Origin of the sequence: Streptomyces sp. NPDC057900 (assembly GCF_042887885.1) — a bacterium.
In the GTDB taxonomy this organism is placed as follows: Bacteria; Actinomycetota; Actinomycetes; order Streptomycetales; family Streptomycetaceae; genus Streptomyces.
The window spans coordinates 604,198-621,680 of sequence record NZ_JBHVOI010000001.1 but is presented as its reverse complement, the minus strand read 5'-3'; the positions used below and the strand labels follow the sequence as shown (position 1 = coordinate 621,680).

Below are 17,483 nucleotides of genomic sequence, written 5' to 3'. Positions count from 1 at the left end.
ACACCAGGGAGCACCATGGACGACAACGTACTGCGGGTCGGCATCGGCGGACCGGTCGGCTCCGGCAAGACGGCGCTCATCGAGGCGCTGGTGCCGATGCTGATCGAGCGCGGCCACCGCCCCGCCGTCATCACCAACGACATCTACACCCAGGAGGACGCCCAGCACGTCCGCCGCACCCTGGCCGGTGTGCTGGAACCGGAACGGGTCGTCGGCGTCGAGACGGGCGCCTGCCCGCACACCGCCGTACGCGACGACCCCACGATGAACCTGGCGGCCGGCGCCGAGATGCTGGAGCGCTTCCCGGACACCGACACGCTGCTCTACGAGTCCGGCGGCGACAACCTCACGCTGACGTTCAGCCCGGCCCTCGTGGACCTCTTCCTCTTCGTGCTGGACACCGCGGAGGGCGAGAAGATGCCCCGTAAGCGCGGCCCCGGCATCACCGAGTGCGATCTGCTCGTCATCAACAAGATCGATATCGCCCAGTACGTGCGCACGGACATCAACGTCATGGAGTCCGACGCCCACCGGGTCCGGGACAACCGCCCCGTCGTCCTCACCGACTGCCTGACCGGCGTCGGCATCGACGACATCGCGGTCTACCTCGAATCGCGCCGCAAGGTGCTGATCTGAGATGACGCTCGCCCCGCACCGGCCACCGGCCGACCGGCTGGCAGAGGAGTACTACGCCGCCGTCCGGATCCCGCCGGACGTGGCGGCCCTGGCCTCCGTGCCCGACACGCTCGCGCCCGGGTCCCCGGCCAAGGTCGGCATCCTCGATCTGGCCTTCGCCGTGCGGGGCGGCCGCACCGAACTCGTCGAGCGCTACCAGAAGACACCGCTGCAGATCATGCGGCCGCTCTGGATCGATCCCGCGCTGCCCGGCATGAGCTACGTCTACCTGATGGCGACCGGCGGCGGCTACGCGCAGGCCGACCGCTACCGCATGGACTTCCGCTGCGGCCCGGACACCCAGGTCCATCTGACCACCCAGGCCGCCACCAAGGTCTTCCGGATGGAGCACGACTACGCGAGCCAGCGGGTGCACCTGACGGCGGAGGCCGGGAGCTACGTCGAGTACCTGCCGGACCCGCTGATCCCGTTCGCGGACGCGCGCTTCTACCAGCGCACCGAGGTCACGGTGGCGAGCGGCGCGACCGTCGTCGTGGGTGACACCCTCACCGCCGGGCGGCTCGCCCGGGGGGAACGCCACGCCTACCGGGTGCTCGCCACCGACCTGCGCGTCAGCAGGCCCGACGGCACCCTGCTCGCCCTCGACACCCTGCGCCTGGCCCCCGGTCCGGACGGTGCGGGAGTCCTCGGCCCCGGTGTGTTCGCCGGCCACGACCATGTCGCCTCGCTCTTCGTGGTGACCGACCGCGCCCCCGCCGCCGAAGTGGCCGACGCCCTGCACGGGGCGCTGGCACCGCTCGGCGTCCTTTACGGGGTGAGCGTCCTGCCCCGGGAGTGCGGCGCCTGGGTGCGGCTGCTGGACGACAGCCCGATCCGGGTCGCCGCGGCGCACCGGGCCGCCTGGCAGTCCGTGCGCCGGCTGCTCACCGGCCATCCGGTCCCCGACCTGCGCAAGCCGTAGCGCCGATGCCCGCGCCCTGCCCGCCCCCACGACACCCACGAGGTATCCGCCGATGAACACCGCTCCCGCGCCGATGCCACCCGCGTACGACTCCGGTGACACCGCCTGGCTGCTCGCCTCCACCGCCATGGTGCTGCTGATGACGCCCGGTCTCGCGTTCTTCTACGGCGGCATGGTGCGCACCAAGCACGTGCTGATGATGATCAAGATGAGCTTCGCCGCGCTCGCGTTCGGCACCCTCGTCTGGTGGGTCATCGGATACACCCTCGCCTTCGGGCCCGATGTCGGAGGCGCCGGAGTCATCGGCAACCTCGATCACGTGTTCATGCACGACATCGGCCTGACCACGCTGAGCGGGTCGATCCCCACCTACGTCTACAGCACCTTCCAGATGGGCTTCGCGATCATCACGGTGGCGCTGATCAGCGGTTCGATCGCGGACCGCGCCACGATGCGGGGCTGGCTGATCTTCGTTGTGCTGTGGCTGCTCATCGTCTACATCCCCATCGCGCACTGGGTGTTCGACACGGACGGCTGGATCGTCAGGCACCTCGGCGCCCTCGACTTCGCCGGCGGTCTCCCGGTGGAGCTCAACTCCGGTGTGGCGGGCCTGGCCGTCGCGCTCGTCCTGCGGGCACCGCGCGACTTCGCCCGCCGTGAGGAGCGCCCCAACAACATTCCGCTTGTGGTCATCGGGGTGGGCCTGCTCTGGTTCGGCTGGTTCGGCTTCAACTCCGGCTCGGCGCTGAGCGACCAGGGCACCGCGGCCGCGGCCTTCATCAACACCCAGCTCGGTGCCGCGGGCGCGATGGTCACATGGCCGCTGGTGGAGAAGTGGCGCACCGGCCGGGTCACCACGATGGGGGTCGTCTCCTCCGCCGTCGCGGGCATGGTCGCGATCACCCCGGCCTGCGGTGAGATCAACACGCTGGGCGCGGTCATCACCGGCCTCGTGGTCGGCGCGGTCTGCGCGTTCGCTATCACCCTGAAGTTCCGTTTCAACGTGGACGACACACTCGACGTGGTGGGTGTGCACGGGGTCGGCGGTCTGATCGGCCTGATCATGGTCGGGCTGTTCGCCACCGCGCGCATCAGCGGCAAGAAGGGGCTCTTCTACGGGGGCGGCTGGGGGCTGCTGGGCAAGCAGCTCGTCGCGATCGTCGCCGTGATCGCCTTCTCCTTCATCCTGACCTGGCTCATCGCCAAGGCCGTGGACCTGACCGTCGGTTTCCGCGCCAAGGAGGAGTACGACCGGGTTCCCGGCGAGGAGCAGGAGCGGGCGTACGACTTCCAGACCGCGGAGCGGCTCGGCGCGCTGGTCTCCAGCAAGCCGGTGACCAGCGACGACGAACTCGTCAAGCAGATCAGCAGGCTGCTGCGGGCCCGCGAGCAGGAGAGGTAGCCGACAGCGGGCGGGGCGGACGCCGGATCTCCGGACCGCCCCGTTCCGTCCGCCGAGTCATCCGATGGATGTGGGAGAGAAGTTTCGTTCTGTCTGGAAGATTGCATTGACAGGTTCACGTCCTGCTCCAATCATCGGACGTCATGACCGAACTTCCCAGGCGCCATGTACTCGGAATGACGGCAGGGGCGGCAGTCGGCGCCGCCCTGCTCACCCCCGCCACCGCCGAAGCGGCCCCGCGAACCGGGACCGCGCCCGAGACCCGGCACGGCGGTGACTGGGGGGCCGTACCCCCGGCCGTCCCCGTCCCCCTCGACGACTGGTTCGACAACGACGGCATCGACACCGCGCAGGACCGGGGCGGCAGCTTCGACGGCTCCGGCTACACCTTCCCCGGCGAGGAACTCCCGGCAGGAGAACGGGAGATAGCCGGAACCCTCTTCCGCTTCCCGGCAGCGGGGGCCGGGGCGAAGAACAACGTCGTCGCCCTCGGCCAGCGCATCGACCTCCCGCCGGGCCGCTACCTGTCCGGCCTCTTCCTCACCGCGTGCAGCTACGGAGCCGCCTCCGGCAGGGCGACGGTGCACTACGCCGACGGCACCACCTCCGAACCGGCCCTCGCCGGACCCGACTGGTACTCCGGCAGCGGCGACCTGACCTCCGCCTACCGCTACACCCCCGACGGCACGAAGGACCCGCACCCGGTCTCCATCGCCGTGTCCGAGATCCCGCTCGACCCGGCGAGGCAGGCCGTCGCGCTGACGCTCCCCACCACCCAGCCCGCACAGGAGAACAAGTCCGCGCTGCACATCTTCGCGCTCTCCCTCCAGCCGGCCGCAGAGGGACGGGCCCTGGCCGTACGGGACGCGCACTCCACCACCTCGCTGCTCGACAACGGCGCCCAGAGCGTCGAGGCCACCGTCGTCAACGCGGGCACCGTGGGCATCCTCGCCGCCGACGGACTCAGCCTCTCGGTGGACGTGCCGGGGGCGCGCACCGTCGCACCCGCCCGCATCACCCGGCTCGCCCCCGGTGACCAGGCCCGCGTCCGCATCGGCATCCGCAACAGACCGGGCACCGCCGCCGGGACGGCCCGGGACGGCAGCGTGGTCGCGCGCGGCCGGGGTCAGCAGGCGGCGACGGTCCGGCGCTCGCTGACCCTCGGCGTCCCCGACTACACGCCCACGGACGCCTCCCTCTCCACCCACCAGGCGCCGTACTGGTACCAGGACGCGAAGTTCGGGATCTTCATCCACTGGGGCGTCTACTCCGTCCCGGCCTGGGCTCCGGTCGGCACGCAGTACGCCGAGTGGTACTGGAACCAGATGCAGGACCCGGCCAACCCCACCTACGCCCACCACCGCGACACCTACGGCGAGTCCTTCGCCTACGACGACTTCATCCCGCGGTTCCGTGCCGAGCGCTTCGACCCCCGCGCCTGGGTGGAACTGTTCCGGGACGCGGGCGCGCAGTACCACGTCCTCACCTCGAAACACCATGAGGGCTTCGCGCTCTGGGACACCAAGCTCTCCGACCGCAACTCGGTGAAGATGGGCCCCAAACGCGATGTGATCAGGGAACTCTTCGACGCCTCACGGCGCTACGCCCCAGAGCTCCACCGGGGGCTGTACTTCTCCATGCCCGAGTGGTTCAACCCGGACCACCCGTGGATGGGCCACGCCCCGCGCAATCCGTACACCCTGGAGCCCGTCCCGTACACCGGTCACACGGCGGGCAAGGACTACGTCACCGAGTTCCAGGGCCCGCAGATGCTGGAGCTGATCGAGGGGTACGACCCCGAGATCATCTGGTGCGACATCGGCGGCGACAACGACAGCCACCGGGTGCTCGCCGAGTACTTCAACCACGCCAAGAACCGGGCCCGGCCGATCGACGTGACCGTCAACGACCGCTCCGGGATCGGCTCGCACGACTTCACCACGCCCGAGTACACGACGTACGACCAGATCGTCACCGCCAAGTGGGAGTCAAGCCGGGGCCTCGATCCGTTCAGTTACGGCTACAACGCGCAGACCCCGGACGAGAAGTACATGACGGCGGAGGAGATCGTGCACTCGCTCGTCGACATCGTTTCCAAGAACGGCAACTTCCTGCTCGACATCGGGCCGAAGGCCGACGGCACCATCCCCGACATCATGCAGCGCAGGCTGCGCGAGACGGGGCAGTGGCTCAGGACCAACGGAGAGGCGATCTACGACACCACGTACTGGTCGCGGATGCCGCAGCTGGGCGAGGACCTGCGGTTCACCGTCCGGCCGGACCGGGCGTTCTACATCCACTCGCTGGTCCGGCCCGGCGCGACCCTGACCGTCCAGGCGCCGGTACCGGTCCGCGGCGGCGACCGGATCACGCTGCTCGGGTACGACCGGCCGCTGAGCTGGCGCACCACCGGCGACTCGCTGGTGATCGACGTACCGGCGGCGGCCCGCAGGACCGGCGAGCACGCCTGGGTGTTCAAGGTCGACTGGAAGGGCTGACCGGTCCGGGGCGCGGCACCGGGCGCATGAACTCCCGCACATAGGTGCGGTGCCACCAGTGCCCGGTGTCCCGCAGTTCGCGCCAGGTCGTGTACCGGTAGCGGTACACCCTGGCGCGGACGTGCTCCGGCGGCGCGTCCGGGAACGGGTTGTGCCGCAGCAGCCGCAGCGTGTCCCGGTCGTTCTCCAGCAGCCGCTGGACGAACGGCCCGAACCAGGGGCGGGCATAGGCGGGCGAGAGCGCGGCGAACCACATCATCCAGTCGAGCCGCAGGTGGTACGGGGCGAACTGGCGCGGCAGCCGCCGCGGATCGCCGGGCTTCCCCCGGAAGCCGTACTCCCGCCAGACCGTGTCCGGACCCACGGTCCGCTCGTCCGTCCCCTCCACCACCACCTCCAGCCGGACCCGGCTGATGCTGCCGAAGGCGCCGTAGGTGTTGACCAGGTGCAGCGGGTCGAAGGAGCGGTTCATCACCTGGCGCCGCGAGACCAGATTGCGGGCCGGCCGGTAACTGAGGAACAGCACCAGCGCGGTGACGGCGATGACCACCACCTCGTACCAGAGGGGCGCGGCGGACTGTGCGGGCGGCTCCGCCACCCGGGACCAGTCGACGGCCGACAGGGCGAGCACGATCGTCAGCCAGTTGAGCCACGCGAAGTTCCCGGACAGCACCAGCCACAACTGGGTCAGGACCATCAGCCCCGCCGCCGCGCTCGCCACCGGCTGCGGGGTGAAGAGCAGCACCGGTACCAGCAGCTGGGTCACATGGTTGGCCGCCGCCTCCGCCCGGTGCAGAGGCCGGGGCAGATGGTGGAAGAACCAGCTCAGCGGCCCCGGCATCGGCTGGGTCTCGTGGTGGAAGTACAGACACGTCAGCCCGCGCCAGCACGCGTCGCCGCGGATCTTGATCATCCCGGCCCCGAACTCGACCCGGAACAGCACCCAGCGCAGCAGCCACAGGACCAGCACCGGCGGAGCGGTGTCCCCGTTGCCGAGGAAGACGGCGAGGAACCCGGTCTCCAGCAGCAGCGACTCCCAGCCGAAGCCGTACCAGACGTCCCCCACCTGGACGATCGACAGGTACAGCGCCCAGGGCAGGGCCCACAGCAGCATCGCCGCCCACAGCGGCAGCAGGCCGTCCACGCCCGCGATCAGGGCGGCGGAGAGCGCGCAGCCGGTCCACGCCACCAGTACGAAGAACCGGTCGGAGTAGTGGAGCCGGAAGAGCCCGGGGGCGGTGCGCCAGTCGGTGCGCCGCAGCAGCGCGGGAACGGGCAGCATGCCGCGCTCACCGGTCAGCGCCCGGAACTGGAGCGCGGCGGTGAGGAAGGCGGTCAGATAGATGACGGCGAGCGCCCGCTGAAAGATCAGCCGGCTGAGCCAGTACCCGTCTGCGTTGAACCACTCCATCGCGCCCAGTATCGGGCCCGCTGCGCCTTCCGGCGCGTCAGTTCGGCCGCCGGCGCTCCCGTGTGACGATCCGGCGCAGGGTGCGGCCGAGCCTGCGCGCGTACCAGCGCTGGGCCACCGGTACGAGCGGACCGGCGAGCCGGGTGTACCAGCGGGCCGGGCGGCTGAACGCCATGACGGTGAACGACACCGTCCCGTCGTCGGCCAGGTCGACCACGAAGGACTCCTCACCGCACTCGGGGTGCCGGGCCAGCGTCCCGTAGGCGAATCCGATGCGCCGCGGTCCGTACTCGGTCCAGACGACCCGGCAGGGTGCGGAGAACCGGACCGGGCCGACGCCGAGGGACACCCGAACGGCCCCGCCGGGCTCGGCGCGTGGTGCCGAGGCCTCGACCCCGGCGCCGGAGGCCCGGTGCATACGGAACCCGGTGACGGCGGCCCCGGCGGCCTCGAAGTCCGCGCGGCCGTGGCCGACCCGGTCGCGGTGGTGGAGGTGGTGGTAGCCGTCGGGGAGCGGGCCGAGACGGGTGGCGCCCGCCTCCGGGTAGGTCAGGGAGCTCATGCGATGCGTCCTTCGTGGTCGGTGCGGTCGCGGAGCCGCTTCCAGGCGAGCACCGAGCAGAGCGCGAAGCCCAGCGCGTTGCCGACGCCGTGGGTGGCGGCCATCCAGGTCAGGGTGGGGTGGGGCAGTCCGGTGGCCTCGCCCAGGGCCCAACTGAGCGCCAGCGCCATGGTCACCGCGAGCACACCGGCCGAGGTGCCGAGCAGCAGCCGGGTGGCCCGGTCGCGGCCGGTGCGGAGCCGCCGCCAGGTCAGCAGGGCGGTGGTCCACATCCCCGCCGTCAGCACGACCGCCCCGGCGAGTTCGGCCCAGTCCCCGACGAAATAGCCGATCAGGACGAGCAGGGTGCCCAGCGGCACGCTCATCGCCGCGAACCGGCCCGCCGGGCTGTCCACGAGCCGGCAGAGCAGTCCGGAGACCAGTGCGGCGGCGAACCCGGCGAAGTGGAAGTGCGGCACGGTCAGCGCCAGGATGCCGGGGCCGAATCCGAACAGCGGACTGCCGGAACGCTCCGCGACCAGCGCGACGGCCGCGATCGAGGGCGTCACGAGAGCGGTGAGCAGCGCTGTCTCGGCCGGTGCCGTACGCCGGGCACGGATCGGCGCGGAGCGGCGGACGAGCCGGGGCGGGGCGTGCAGCGCGAGGAGCACGGCCCCGAGCGCGTAGCAGAGCGCGAGGGCCGTGGCGGCGGGGCCGCGCGGCAGCCAGAGGGAGACGGCTCCGGGCACGGCGAAGACCGGCCACAGCCGCCGGATCCGGTCGAGCTCCGGCACGCCCGCCAGCCGCAGCCCGGCCGGCACGATCACCAGCATGCCGAGCATCACGATCAGGCCGACCAGAACAGACATGACCCACCCCCTGTTGAACACGTTCAACTGCTTGCTCGCGCCGACTCTAGAGACTTTCTTGAACGTGTTCAAGTGAATGGTTCCGGCGCTGTGCCGCTGTCGCGCCCGCCGTCCGCCCCCGGCTTGCGGGGCGGGGGCAACTGCGGCAGACATGAGGGGACAACTCGGGACCGGTGAACCGGCAGGAGATCTCTTCGTGCGCTCACCCATACGCCTGCGCCGCGCCGCCGGCGCCACCCTGTCCGCCGGGATACTCCTCGCCGCGGGCTGCGCACAGGCCACCCACGGCAGCAGCAACGGCACCAAGGGGACGGCCGACGTCCGGGCGGTCCTGCTCCAGCCCGCCGCGTCGCGGGGGCCGCACCCCTTCACCGCGTCGACGGCCCGGCCGTCCGGTGCGGCGCCGACGCCCTCGCGCACCGCCCCCAAGAAGTCCCCCGGCTCCGGTGGTGGAGCGGTCCACGAGATCACCGGCGCCACGCCCGGTCTCTACGGCGGCGTCCGGTCCGTGGCCTCCTGCGATGTCGAGAAGCAGATCCGGCTGCTCACCGCCGACCGCGGCAAGGGGGCGGCGTTCGCGCGGGCGGCGAGCGTCTCCACGGCCGGGATTCCCGGATTCCTGCGCGGGCTGACCCCGGTCCTGCTGCGCGCCGACACCCGGGTCGCCAACCACGGCTTCGACGGGGGGTCGGTGACCACGTTCCAGTCCGTGCTCCAGGCGGGCACCGCCGTGCTGGCGGACGGTTACGGGCTGCCGAGGGTGAGGTGTGCCTGCGGGAACCCGCTGACCGCGCCGGACCGGGCACGCGTGCCGGACGGCCGGGCGGGGGAGTGGACGGGTTACGACCCGGCCCGCATCGTCGCTGTCGGGCCCGCCCCGCGCGAGGTCTCGGGTCTGGTGATCGTCGATGTGGTGAACGACGCCTGGATCGAGCGGCGGACCGGGGACGAGGGCGCCCGGGACCGCACCCCCCGGGTGCCGCCGCCGTACGCCCCGGACGCCGACATCACCGGACCGCTGCCGAAGGTGCCGCCCGGGGAGCCGACGGACTGCCCCACTCCCGGCGTCCCGACTCCGCCGGGGGAGGAGGCCGCCGTGACCGCGAGCCCCTCGGGGGCGCCGGAAGCCGGACGGATGGCGGGCTGTCCGAGCGGGGTGCCTTCGGGCGAGGCGACCGAACCCCCGGATCTCCCGACGGAGGAGCCGACCGGTACCCCGGCGGAGCCGGACGATCCGCCCGAGGAGCTGGTGCCGTCGATGACGGGGGAGCCGCAGACGGCGATCCGGCTGCCGTGGCCGGACGGCGAGGGCGAGGCCCCGGTGCCCGTCACCGGATGAGCCCGGCGTTCCCGCGTATGGTCCAGACCTATTGACGGAAGGTCTGGACCACTTTAGCGTGTGCCGCGTTGTGGCGGCCGGGATGCCAGGGCTCTGACTTGTCAGGACCATGGCGATTTCGGCTTCTCTGGTCTCCACCCCACGAAGGGAACCGGAAATGTTCGGTCGGACATCACGTCTGCTGGGCGTCGGCATCGCGGCGGCATGCGTCGTACAGATGCTGGTCGCGGCGACACCGAGCTCCGCGCAGGACGACACCTGCGCCGTCAAGTCGAAGCCCGCGGGCAAGGTGCTCCAGGGGTACTGGGAGAACTGGGACGGCGCCTCCAACGGGGTGCACCCGCCGCTGGGCTGGATCCCCGTCACCGACAGCCGCATCACCCAGCACGGCTACAACGTGATCAACGCGGCCTTCCCGGTCATCCTCTCCGACGGCACCGTGCTGTGGGAGGACGGGATGGACTCGACCGTCAAGGTCCCCACCCCGGCCGAGATGTGCCAGGCGAAGGCGTCCGGGCTCACCACCCTGATGTCCATCGGCGGCGCGGCGGCCGGGATCGACCTCAGCTCCAGCGCGGTGGCCGACCGCTTCGTCGACACGGTGGTGCCGATCCTCAAGAAGTACAACTTCGACGGCATCGACATCGACATCGAGACCGGGCTGAGCGGCAGCGGCGACATCAACCAGCTCTCGGCCTCGCAGTCCAACCTGATCCGCATCATCGACGGGGTGCTGGCCAGGATGCCGTCGAACTTCGGCCTGACGATGGCTCCGGAGACGGCCTACGTCACCGGCGGCAGCGTCACCTACGGCTCGATCTGGGGCGCGTACCTGCCCATCGTGAAGAAGTACGCGGACAACGGCCGGCTCTGGTGGCTGAACATGCAGTACTACAACGGCAGCATGTACGGCTGCTCCGGCGACTCGTACGAAGCCGGCACCGTCGAGGGGTTCACCGCGCAGACGGACTGTCTCGACAAGGGACTCGTCATCCAGGGCACCACCGTCAAGGTGCCCTACGACAAGCAGGTCCCGGGACTGCCCGCCCAGCCGGGCGCGGGCGGCGGCTACATGGCGCCGGGGCTGGTGTCCCAGGCCTGGAACCACTACGGCGGCAGCCTGAAGGGCCTGATGGACTGGTCGCTGAACTGGGACGGGTCCAAGAACTGGACCTTCGGTGACAACGTGAAGGCACTCCAGGGCCGCTGACATCCGGGCCACGGCGAAGGCCCCGGAGCCATCCCCGCGCAGGGGGGCTCCGGGGCCTTCGCCGTCGTGTCAGTTGCCGGGCTCGGAGGCGTCGAGCATGGCGTCGCGCTCCACGACCTTGACCCGTTCGCGGTCCTGCTCCGCACCGAGGGCGCGCTCGTGGGCGTCCAGGCGGTACCAGCCCTCACGGGTGGTGTAGCGGACGCCGCGGGCCCGCAGGAACTCGGTGACGGCCTCCGGCTCGGGCTGCGCCGGAGCGGCCAGCCGGCCGTTGGTGTGGTCCTCCAGCAGGCAGGCGACGGTCTCGTTGGCGTCGCCCTTGGTGTGGCCGATCAGGCCGATCGGGCCCCGCTTGATCCAGCCCGTGACGTACACCGATTCCATCGGCTCGTCACCGGCCAGGACCCGTCCGGCGGCGTGCGGGACGGTGCCGGAGGCGACGTCGAAGGGGAGCTTGGACAGCTCCTGCGAGTAGTAGCCGACCGCGCGGTAGACGCTCTGCACGTCCCAGTCGTTGAAGCGGCCGGTGCCGCGTACGTTGCCGGTGCCGTCCAGTTCGGTGCGCTCGGTGCGCAGGCCGACGACCCGGCCGTCCTCGCCGAGGATCTCGACGGGGGACTCGAAGAAGTGCAGGAAGAGCTTGTGCGGCCGGTCGCCGATGTCGCGGATCGCCCAGTTCTCCAGCGTGGAGGCGACCATGTTGGCCTGCTTGTTGCCGCGCCGGGTCTCGATCGAGCCCTGGTCGTAGTCGATGTCCTCGGGGTTGACGATGACCTCGATGTTGGGCGAGTGGTCCAGCTCGCGCAGCTCCATCGGGCTGAACTTGGCCTGGGCCGGACCGCGCCGCCCGAAGACGTGCACCTCCAGCGCCTTGTTGGCCTTGAGGCCCTCGTACACGTTGGCGGGGATCTCGGTCGGCAGCAGCTCGTCGCCGGTCTTGGCGAGCATCCGGGCCACGTCCAGGGCCACGTTGCCGACGCCCAGGACCGCGACCTTCTCGGCCTCCAGCGGCCAGGTGCGCGCCACGTCCGGGTGGCCGTCGTACCAGGAGACGAAGTCGGCGGCACCGTGCGAGCCGTCCAGCTCGCTGCCCGGTATGTCCAGGGCCCGGTCCGCGTCGGCGCCGGTGGAGAAGATCACGGCGTCGTAGAAGGACCGCAGCTCGTCCAGGCCGATGTCGTTCGGGTAGTCGACATTGCCGAAGAGCCGCAGCTGCGGCTTGTCCAGGACCTGGTGCAGCGCCTGCACGATGCCCTTGATCCGCGGGTGGTCCGGCGCCACGCCGTACCGGATCAGGCCGAAGGGGGCGGGCATCCGCTCGAACAGGTCGATGGACACGCCAGGCTCCGCGGCGGCCTCGGATTTGAGCAGCGCGTCCGCTGCGTAGATTCCGGCGGGACCGGCTCCGACGATGGCTACGCGGACGGGGCGTGTCATGGAGGGCTGTTCCTTAGAACGGGCGAAGAGCGGGCGGACAACGGTGGACGGACAGCTGGACGGCGGGCGAACACGGACAGGGATCGCCTTGGTAAGGCTTGGCTTAGTTCGCCCCCGCACACGTTAGCCGCTGCCCGCGTCCGGTTTCGGGGCGGGTCGGCGCTCTGCGGGGGTATCCGGTACTCCCGGGCGCGGCTCCGCACGCCGAATCCTTGGGATACAGGGCTGTGGGCCGGCCCGGGGAATGTGTCCCATCGCACGTTCAGCTGGTGGACAGCACACTCGAAGAATCGGACAAATGGTGGCAGAGTGACCCACATGGATGATCGGGTCGCGGGTGCCCTGTCACTCCCGGACGACTGGCCCGCCCACCCGGACCTCAGTCTCGCCCTGAACCGAATGGGCAGCTTCGACTGGGACCTCGACAGTGGCCTCATGCACATGGACGAGCCCGCCCTGGACGTGTTCGACCTGCGGGCCGACGAGTACGACGACCGGCCGGAGTCGCTCGCCGTGCGAGTGCCCCCGGACGAGGGCGTACGGCTGGACGCGCTGGTCGCGCAGGCGCTCAAGAGCGGCCGGACCAACTACGGGGCGTACTTCCGCAGCCTGCGCCGCGACGGGAGCCTGCGCTGGACCCATACCCAGGGCTTCGTCCAGCGCGACGCCAACGGGCGGCCCCACCGGATCATCGGCATCGTCCGGGACGCCACCCAGGAGCTGGCCGACTCCACCGCCCGCCGTGAGCTGGACCGGGAGCGCAGGCGCCGGACCAGTCTGGTGGAGGCCACCACCGCCGCGCTGGCGCACGCCCGTACCGTCCGGGACGTCACCGACGTGCTCAAGAACTCCCAGGGGCTCGCGCACCTGGGCGCGACGAGCCTGGTCATGGGGCTGATAGAGGCCGGGCGCATCCACCTGGTGGCGGACGGACCGGAGGGCTCCTTCGTGCCCGGCACCCGCTACACCCGGACGGACGAGCCGTACCCGATGAGCGAGGTCGTGCGCACGCTCACCCCGCGCTTCATCGAGTCCGCCGAGGACTTCGCGACCTCGTACCCGATCCTGTGGACCAACATCAGCCATCTCGGCATCACCTCCGCCGCCTATCTGCCCCTGATCGCCCAGGCCCGCCCGATCGGCGCGCTCGGGCTGCTCTACAGCGACAAGGACGGCTTCACCGGCGACGAACGCAATCTGCTCGTCGCCCTCGGCAGCTCCATCGCCCAGAGCCTCCAGCGCGCCATGCTCTACGAGCAGGAGCACGACCTCGCCGAGGGGCTCCAGCAGGCCATGCTGCCGCGCCGGATCCCCGAGGTGCCCGGCGCGCAGACCGCCGTCCGTTACCGCTCGGCCCGCCTCGGCCGGGACATTGGCGGCGACTGGTACGACGTCATCCCGCTGCCCGGCGGCAGGGTGGGCGCCGTCATCGGTGACGTACAGGGGCACGACACCCACGCCGCGGCCGTCATGGGGCAACTGCGCATCGTGCTGCGCGCCTACGCCGCAGAGGGCCACAGCCCCGCGACGGTGATGGCGCGGGCCTCCGTCTTCCTGCACGAGCTGGACACCGACCGCTTCGCCACCTGCACCTACGCGGAGGCCGACCTGACCACCGGGGTCGTGCAGCTGGTCAGGGCCGGTCATGTGGACCCGCTGGTCCGGGAGGCCGACGGGACCTGCCGCAAGGTGCCCGTCGAGGGCGGGCTGCCGCTGGGCCTCTCCGCGATGTTCGGCCGGCTGGAGTACCCGGTCAGCACGGTCGAGCTGGATCCCGGCCAGACCATGGTGCTGTTCACCGACGGGCTGGTGGAGCTCCCCGGAGCGGATCTCGACGAGGGCACGCAGCTGCTGGCCGACATGGTCAGGAACGGTCCGCAGGATCTCCAGGAGCTGGCCGACCGGCTCTGCGAATGGGTCGACGAGCGCGGCGGGGACGACGATGTCGCCGTGCTGCTGCTTCGCCGCAGGGCCGCCCACGCGCCGCAGCCCGGCGGCCGGCTCCAGCAGCACGTGGCGCAGAACGACCCGGAGGCGCTGAGCTCGGCGCGCCACATGATCCGTGCGGCGGTGCGGGCCTGGGGCGCGAAGGACCGGGCCGACGAGGTCGAGCTGGCCGCCGACGAACTGACCACCAACGCGCTGATGCACACCGACGGCGGCGCGATCGTCACCATCCGGGTGCTCACCGGGGCCGGGCGGCGGCTCCGGGTCGATGTCGAGGACCGGTCGAGTGCGCTGCCGCGCCGCCGGGACGCGGGCGAATCCGGGGTGTCGGGCCGGGGGCTGATGCTGGTGGACCAGCTCGCGGACGCCTGGGGCGTCGAGTCCCGGGGCACCGGCAAGTGCGTCTGGTGCGAATTCGGCATTCCGCCCCGCGACTGAGCTGCCGGATCGACGCGACGGGCGGCGGCGATGAACACTACTGAAAAGTAACAGAACGTAACATGTCTGTACTTGACCGTAACCGATCGAGAGGGATTGACTGTTGTTTTCACGGTTTCGCGGTTTCGCGGTTTCGCGGTTTCGCGGTTTCGCGGTTTCGTGACTTCGCGGTTTCGTGATCTCCGTCAGTCTTTGTCTTCGATGACATGAGGACCCGTTGGGCACTGAGCTTCTGGCACCTCTCGATCTGGCCTTCTGGCACCTTGAGTCCGATGCCCACCCCATGCACCTCGGCGCACTCGCCGTCTTCTCCCCGGAGGCCGGCCCCGCGCCCGGCCTGGACGACCTGCTGGAGCTGCTCGGCGCCCGCGCCGCCGCGATCCCCCGGCTGCGGATGCGGGTGCGCGACGTACTGCTGCCGGTCGGCGGCGCCGCCTGGTCGGCCGACAAGGACTTCGACGTCCACCGGCACGTCAGACGGGTGGAGCTGCCCGGTACGGAGACCGGCGGCGAGGACGCGTTCATGGCGGCGGCCACCCGGCTCGCCGGCGAACTGATGGAACAGCCCCTGCGCAGGGGGCTGCCGCCCTGGCAGATGTACGTGATCGGCGGCGCCGCCGACGGACCCTTCGCCGTCCTGGTCAAGCTCCACCACGCGCTCGCCGACGGGATGCGCGCGGTCGCCATCGGGGCCGGGATCTTCGACGAGATCGCCTCCGTCACGAGCCGCGGCCGCACCGGAGTACCGGCCGGCCGGACCGGGCCGGTGCCGCCGCGCTCCTGGATGCCCGGTCCGCGCCAGGTCGCCGGTCTCGCGCTCGGCCGCATCGAGGACCTCGGCCGGGCGTTCGGCGTCGGCGCCTCCCTGGTACGGGCCAGCCGCCTCGACCTACGCGGGGCGACGGCGCTCAGCGCCAGCTCCAGCGGCACCCGCCGGCTGGCCACCGCCGATCTGGACCTCGACGCCGTGCAGCGCATCCGCCGGGTCGCGGGCGGCACATCCAACGACGTGCTGCTCGCGGTCGTCGCCGGAGCGCTGCGCCGCTGGATGCTGGAGCGCGGCGAGCCGCTGCCCGGCGCCGATCCGCGCGCCCTGGTCCCCGTCTCCCGGCGCCGCCCGGGAGGCGCCGCCACCGGGAACCGGCTGTCCGCCTATCTGCTCGGCCTCCCCGTCTCCGAACCCGACCCCTGGGAGCGGCTGCGGGCGGTACGCGGCGCCATGGACCGCAACAAGGCCGCCGGGCCGCTGCGCGGGGCCGGCGCGGTCGCCGTACTCGCCGACCAGCTTCCTTCGCTGGCCCACCGCTTCGGCGCCCCGCTCGCCGGCAACGCGGCCCGGATGCTCTTCGACGTCCTGGTCACCAGCGTGCCGCTGCCGCGCTCCGCGCTCTCCCTCGCCGGCTGCCCGCTGCGCGCGCTCTACCCGATGGCGCCGCTGGCCCGGGGCCAGTCACTGGCCGTAGCGCTCACGACGTACGGCGGCCGGGTTCAGGTCGGTCTGGTGGCCGACGGCAAGGCGCTGCCCGATCTGGAGCGGCTCGGGCGCTGCGCGGAGGAAGAGGTGGCGGAGCTGCTCGCTGCGCTGCCCGTCCGCTGACCGGCCCCGGCCCGTGTCGGCAGGGGCTCGTCCGGTCTGCGGGTCTCGTCCGGCGGGCAGGTCTCGTCCGGCGGGCCGAGCGCGACGCCATAGATCGGACAGGTTTCCGGGAAATCGCCCTACTTGATCGTCTCCTGGGTGTTGACGCATCCGAGTGATCCGATGAATATTGCGGAGAGGGCAGAGCGATCATCGGGGAGGGCGGCACAGCGATGCGGCGCAACAGGCTGGGAAACAGCGCGGTAGAGGTCACCGAGCTGTCCTTCGGGGCGGCCGCGATCGGCAATCTCTTCACCGCCGTCGAACCGGCGCGGGCCGCGGCCGCCGTCGACGCCGCCTGGGACGAGGGCGTCCGCTACTTCGACACCGCCCCGCACTACGGACTGGGCCTTTCGGAGCGGCGGCTCGGTGAGGCGCTGCGCGCCCGCCCCCGCGACTCGTACGTGCTGTCCACCAAGGTCGGCCGGGTCCTCGACCCGCTGCCCGACGGCGGGTCGGCCCCGTCGGAAGAGCTCTCGGAGGGCTTCGCCGTGCCGGCCACCCACCGCCGCCGCTGGGACTTCAGCGCCGCCGGTGTCCGCCGCAGCATCGAGGACAGCCTGGAACGGCTCGGCCTCGACCGCATCGACATCGCCTACCTGCACGACCCGGACGACCACGCGGAAGCCGCCTTCCAGGAGGCCTATCCGGAGCTGGAGAAGCTGCGCGCGGAGGGCGTGATCGGCGCCATCGGAGCCGGCATGAACCAGACCGCGATGCTCACCCGCTTCGTCCGCGACACCGACGCCGACGTGGTGCTCTGCGCAGGCCGCTTCACCCTCCTCGACCAGTCCGCCCTGAGCACTCTGCTGCCGGAGGCCGCCGCGCGCGGCCGCAGCGTCGTCGTCGGCGGGGTCTTCAACTCCGGCCTCCTCGCCGACCCGCGCCCCGGCGCGACGTACGACTACACCGCCGCACCCCTGACCCTCCTGGACCGGGCCCTGCGCCTCAAGGCCGTCACCGAGGGCCACGGCGTACCGCTGCGCGCCGCCGCCCTGCACTACCCGCTCACCCACCCCGCCGTCGCCGGTGTCCTCGTCGGCACCCGCTCCCCGGACGAGGTGCGCGACGCGGCCGCCCTGCTGCGCGACCCGGTCCCCGACGCGCTCTGGGACGAGCTGCGCGAAGAGGGACTGCTGCCCGAGAACGGAAACTGAC

13 protein-coding genes are annotated in these 17,483 nt (G+C 71.5%); 9 read left to right on the top strand and 4 right to left on the bottom strand.

Annotation, left to right across the window (positions count from 1 at the left end):
* Positions 1–15: 15 nt before the first annotated feature.
* From ureG to ACFVQ0_RS02490, 4 genes are all read left to right on the top strand, one after another.
* Positions 16–636 (top strand): urease accessory protein UreG, encoded by a 621-nt coding sequence (gene ureG, locus ACFVQ0_RS02505; protein ID WP_073734604.1) that lies wholly within the window; start codon positions 16–18, stop codon positions 634–636.
* Between the two features lies 1 nt (position 637).
* Positions 638–1,597, top strand: coding sequence for an urease accessory protein UreD (locus ACFVQ0_RS02500; protein WP_390083783.1), 960 nt, complete (start codon positions 638–640; stop codon positions 1,595–1,597).
* Positions 1,598–1,649: 52 nt separating this feature from the next.
* Positions 1,650–2,999 carry an ammonium transporter gene (locus tag ACFVQ0_RS02495; RefSeq protein ID WP_390083781.1) on the top strand — a complete coding sequence of 450 codons (1,350 nt, stop codon included), beginning with the start codon at positions 1,650–1,652 and terminating at the stop codon, positions 2,997–2,999.
* A 143-nt stretch (positions 3,000–3,142) separates the two neighbouring features.
* Entirely contained in the window at positions 3,143–5,497 is a 2,355-nt protein-coding gene (locus ACFVQ0_RS02490; RefSeq protein WP_390083779.1) for an alpha-L-fucosidase, read from the top strand.
* Here the strand turns inward: ACFVQ0_RS02490 and ACFVQ0_RS02485 are convergent.
* From ACFVQ0_RS02485 to ACFVQ0_RS02475, 3 genes are read right to left on the bottom strand one after another with little or no spacing between them, the layout of a single operon-like run.
* Positions 5,475–6,908, bottom strand: a complete 1,434-nt coding sequence (locus ACFVQ0_RS02485) for a lipase maturation factor family protein (protein ID WP_390083778.1) — start codon at positions 6,906–6,908, stop codon at positions 5,475–5,477. The genes ACFVQ0_RS02490 and ACFVQ0_RS02485 overlap by 23 nt on opposite strands.
* 37 nt (positions 6,909–6,945) lie before the next feature.
* Entirely contained in the window at positions 6,946–7,470 is a 525-nt protein-coding gene (locus ACFVQ0_RS02480; protein ID WP_390083776.1) for a DUF1990 family protein, read from the bottom strand.
* Positions 7,467–8,318: a YndJ family protein gene (locus ACFVQ0_RS02475; protein ID WP_390083774.1), complete on the bottom strand. Its 852-nt coding sequence runs from the start codon at positions 8,316–8,318 to the stop codon at positions 7,467–7,469. The genes ACFVQ0_RS02480 and ACFVQ0_RS02475 overlap by 4 nt, the downstream gene beginning before the upstream one ends.
* A gap of 196 nt (positions 8,319–8,514) precedes the next feature.
* On the opposite strand from ACFVQ0_RS02475, the gene ACFVQ0_RS02470 reads away from it, so the two are divergent.
* Complete coding sequence (locus tag ACFVQ0_RS02470; RefSeq protein WP_390083772.1) at positions 8,515–9,657, top strand: DUF6777 domain-containing protein; 1,143 nt, start codon at positions 8,515–8,517, stop codon at positions 9,655–9,657.
* Between the two features lie 157 nt (positions 9,658–9,814).
* A complete protein-coding gene (locus ACFVQ0_RS02465; RefSeq protein WP_390083770.1) occupies positions 9,815–10,867 on the top strand; it encodes a chitinase in 1,053 nt (350 codons plus the stop codon).
* A 69-nt stretch (positions 10,868–10,936) separates the two neighbouring features.
* On the opposite strand, the gene ACFVQ0_RS02460 is transcribed toward ACFVQ0_RS02465, so the two are convergent.
* Positions 10,937–12,304 (bottom strand): FAD-dependent oxidoreductase, encoded by a 1,368-nt coding sequence (locus tag ACFVQ0_RS02460; protein ID WP_390083768.1) that lies wholly within the window; start codon positions 12,302–12,304, stop codon positions 10,937–10,939.
* 318 nt (positions 12,305–12,622) lie between these two features.
* On the opposite strand from ACFVQ0_RS02460, the gene ACFVQ0_RS02455 reads away from it, so the two are divergent.
* The 3 genes from ACFVQ0_RS02455 to ACFVQ0_RS02445 all read left to right on the top strand — a co-directional run bounded on the left by ACFVQ0_RS02455 (position 12,623) and on the right by ACFVQ0_RS02445 (position 17,482).
* Complete coding sequence (locus ACFVQ0_RS02455) at positions 12,623–14,689, top strand: SpoIIE family protein phosphatase (protein ID WP_390083766.1); 2,067 nt, start codon at positions 12,623–12,625, stop codon at positions 14,687–14,689.
* A 217-nt stretch (positions 14,690–14,906) separates the two neighbouring features.
* Positions 14,907–16,286: a wax ester/triacylglycerol synthase family O-acyltransferase gene (locus ACFVQ0_RS02450; RefSeq protein WP_390083764.1), complete on the top strand. Its 1,380-nt coding sequence runs from the start codon at positions 14,907–14,909 to the stop codon at positions 16,284–16,286.
* A 212-nt stretch (positions 16,287–16,498) separates the two neighbouring features.
* Positions 16,499–17,482, top strand: a complete 984-nt coding sequence (locus ACFVQ0_RS02445; RefSeq protein ID WP_390083762.1) for an aldo/keto reductase — start codon at positions 16,499–16,501, stop codon at positions 17,480–17,482.
* Position 17,483: the final 1 nt, after the last annotated feature.

Bases quoted from the DNA above. Each gene is read 5' to 3' on its own strand.
- ACFVQ0_RS02495 (WP_390083781.1), top strand. From the start codon at position 1,650: ATGAACACCGCTCCCGCGCCGATGCCACCCGCGTACGACTCCGGTGAC.
- ACFVQ0_RS02485 (WP_390083778.1), bottom strand. From the start codon at position 6,908: ATGGAGTGGTTCAACGCAGACGGGTACTGGCTCAGCCGGCTGATCTTT.
- ACFVQ0_RS02475 (WP_390083774.1), bottom strand. From the start codon at position 8,318: ATGTCTGTTCTGGTCGGCCTGATCGTGATGCTCGGCATGCTGGTGATC.
- ACFVQ0_RS02460 (WP_390083768.1), bottom strand. From the start codon at position 12,304: ATGACACGCCCCGTCCGCGTAGCCATCGTCGGAGCCGGTCCCGCCGGA.
- ACFVQ0_RS02465 (WP_390083770.1), top strand. From the start codon at position 9,815: ATGTTCGGTCGGACATCACGTCTGCTGGGCGTCGGCATCGCGGCGGCA.
- ureG (WP_073734604.1), top strand. From the start codon at position 16: ATGGACGACAACGTACTGCGGGTCGGCATCGGCGGACCGGTCGGCTCC.
- ACFVQ0_RS02490 (WP_390083779.1), top strand. From the start codon at position 3,143: ATGACCGAACTTCCCAGGCGCCATGTACTCGGAATGACGGCAGGGGCG.
- ACFVQ0_RS02480 (WP_390083776.1), bottom strand. From the start codon at position 7,470: ATGAGCTCCCTGACCTACCCGGAGGCGGGCGCCACCCGTCTCGGCCCG.
- ACFVQ0_RS02500 (WP_390083783.1), top strand. From the start codon at position 638: ATGACGCTCGCCCCGCACCGGCCACCGGCCGACCGGCTGGCAGAGGAG.
- ACFVQ0_RS02445 (WP_390083762.1), top strand. From the start codon at position 16,499: ATGCGGCGCAACAGGCTGGGAAACAGCGCGGTAGAGGTCACCGAGCTG.
- ACFVQ0_RS02455 (WP_390083766.1), top strand. From the start codon at position 12,623: ATGGATGATCGGGTCGCGGGTGCCCTGTCACTCCCGGACGACTGGCCC.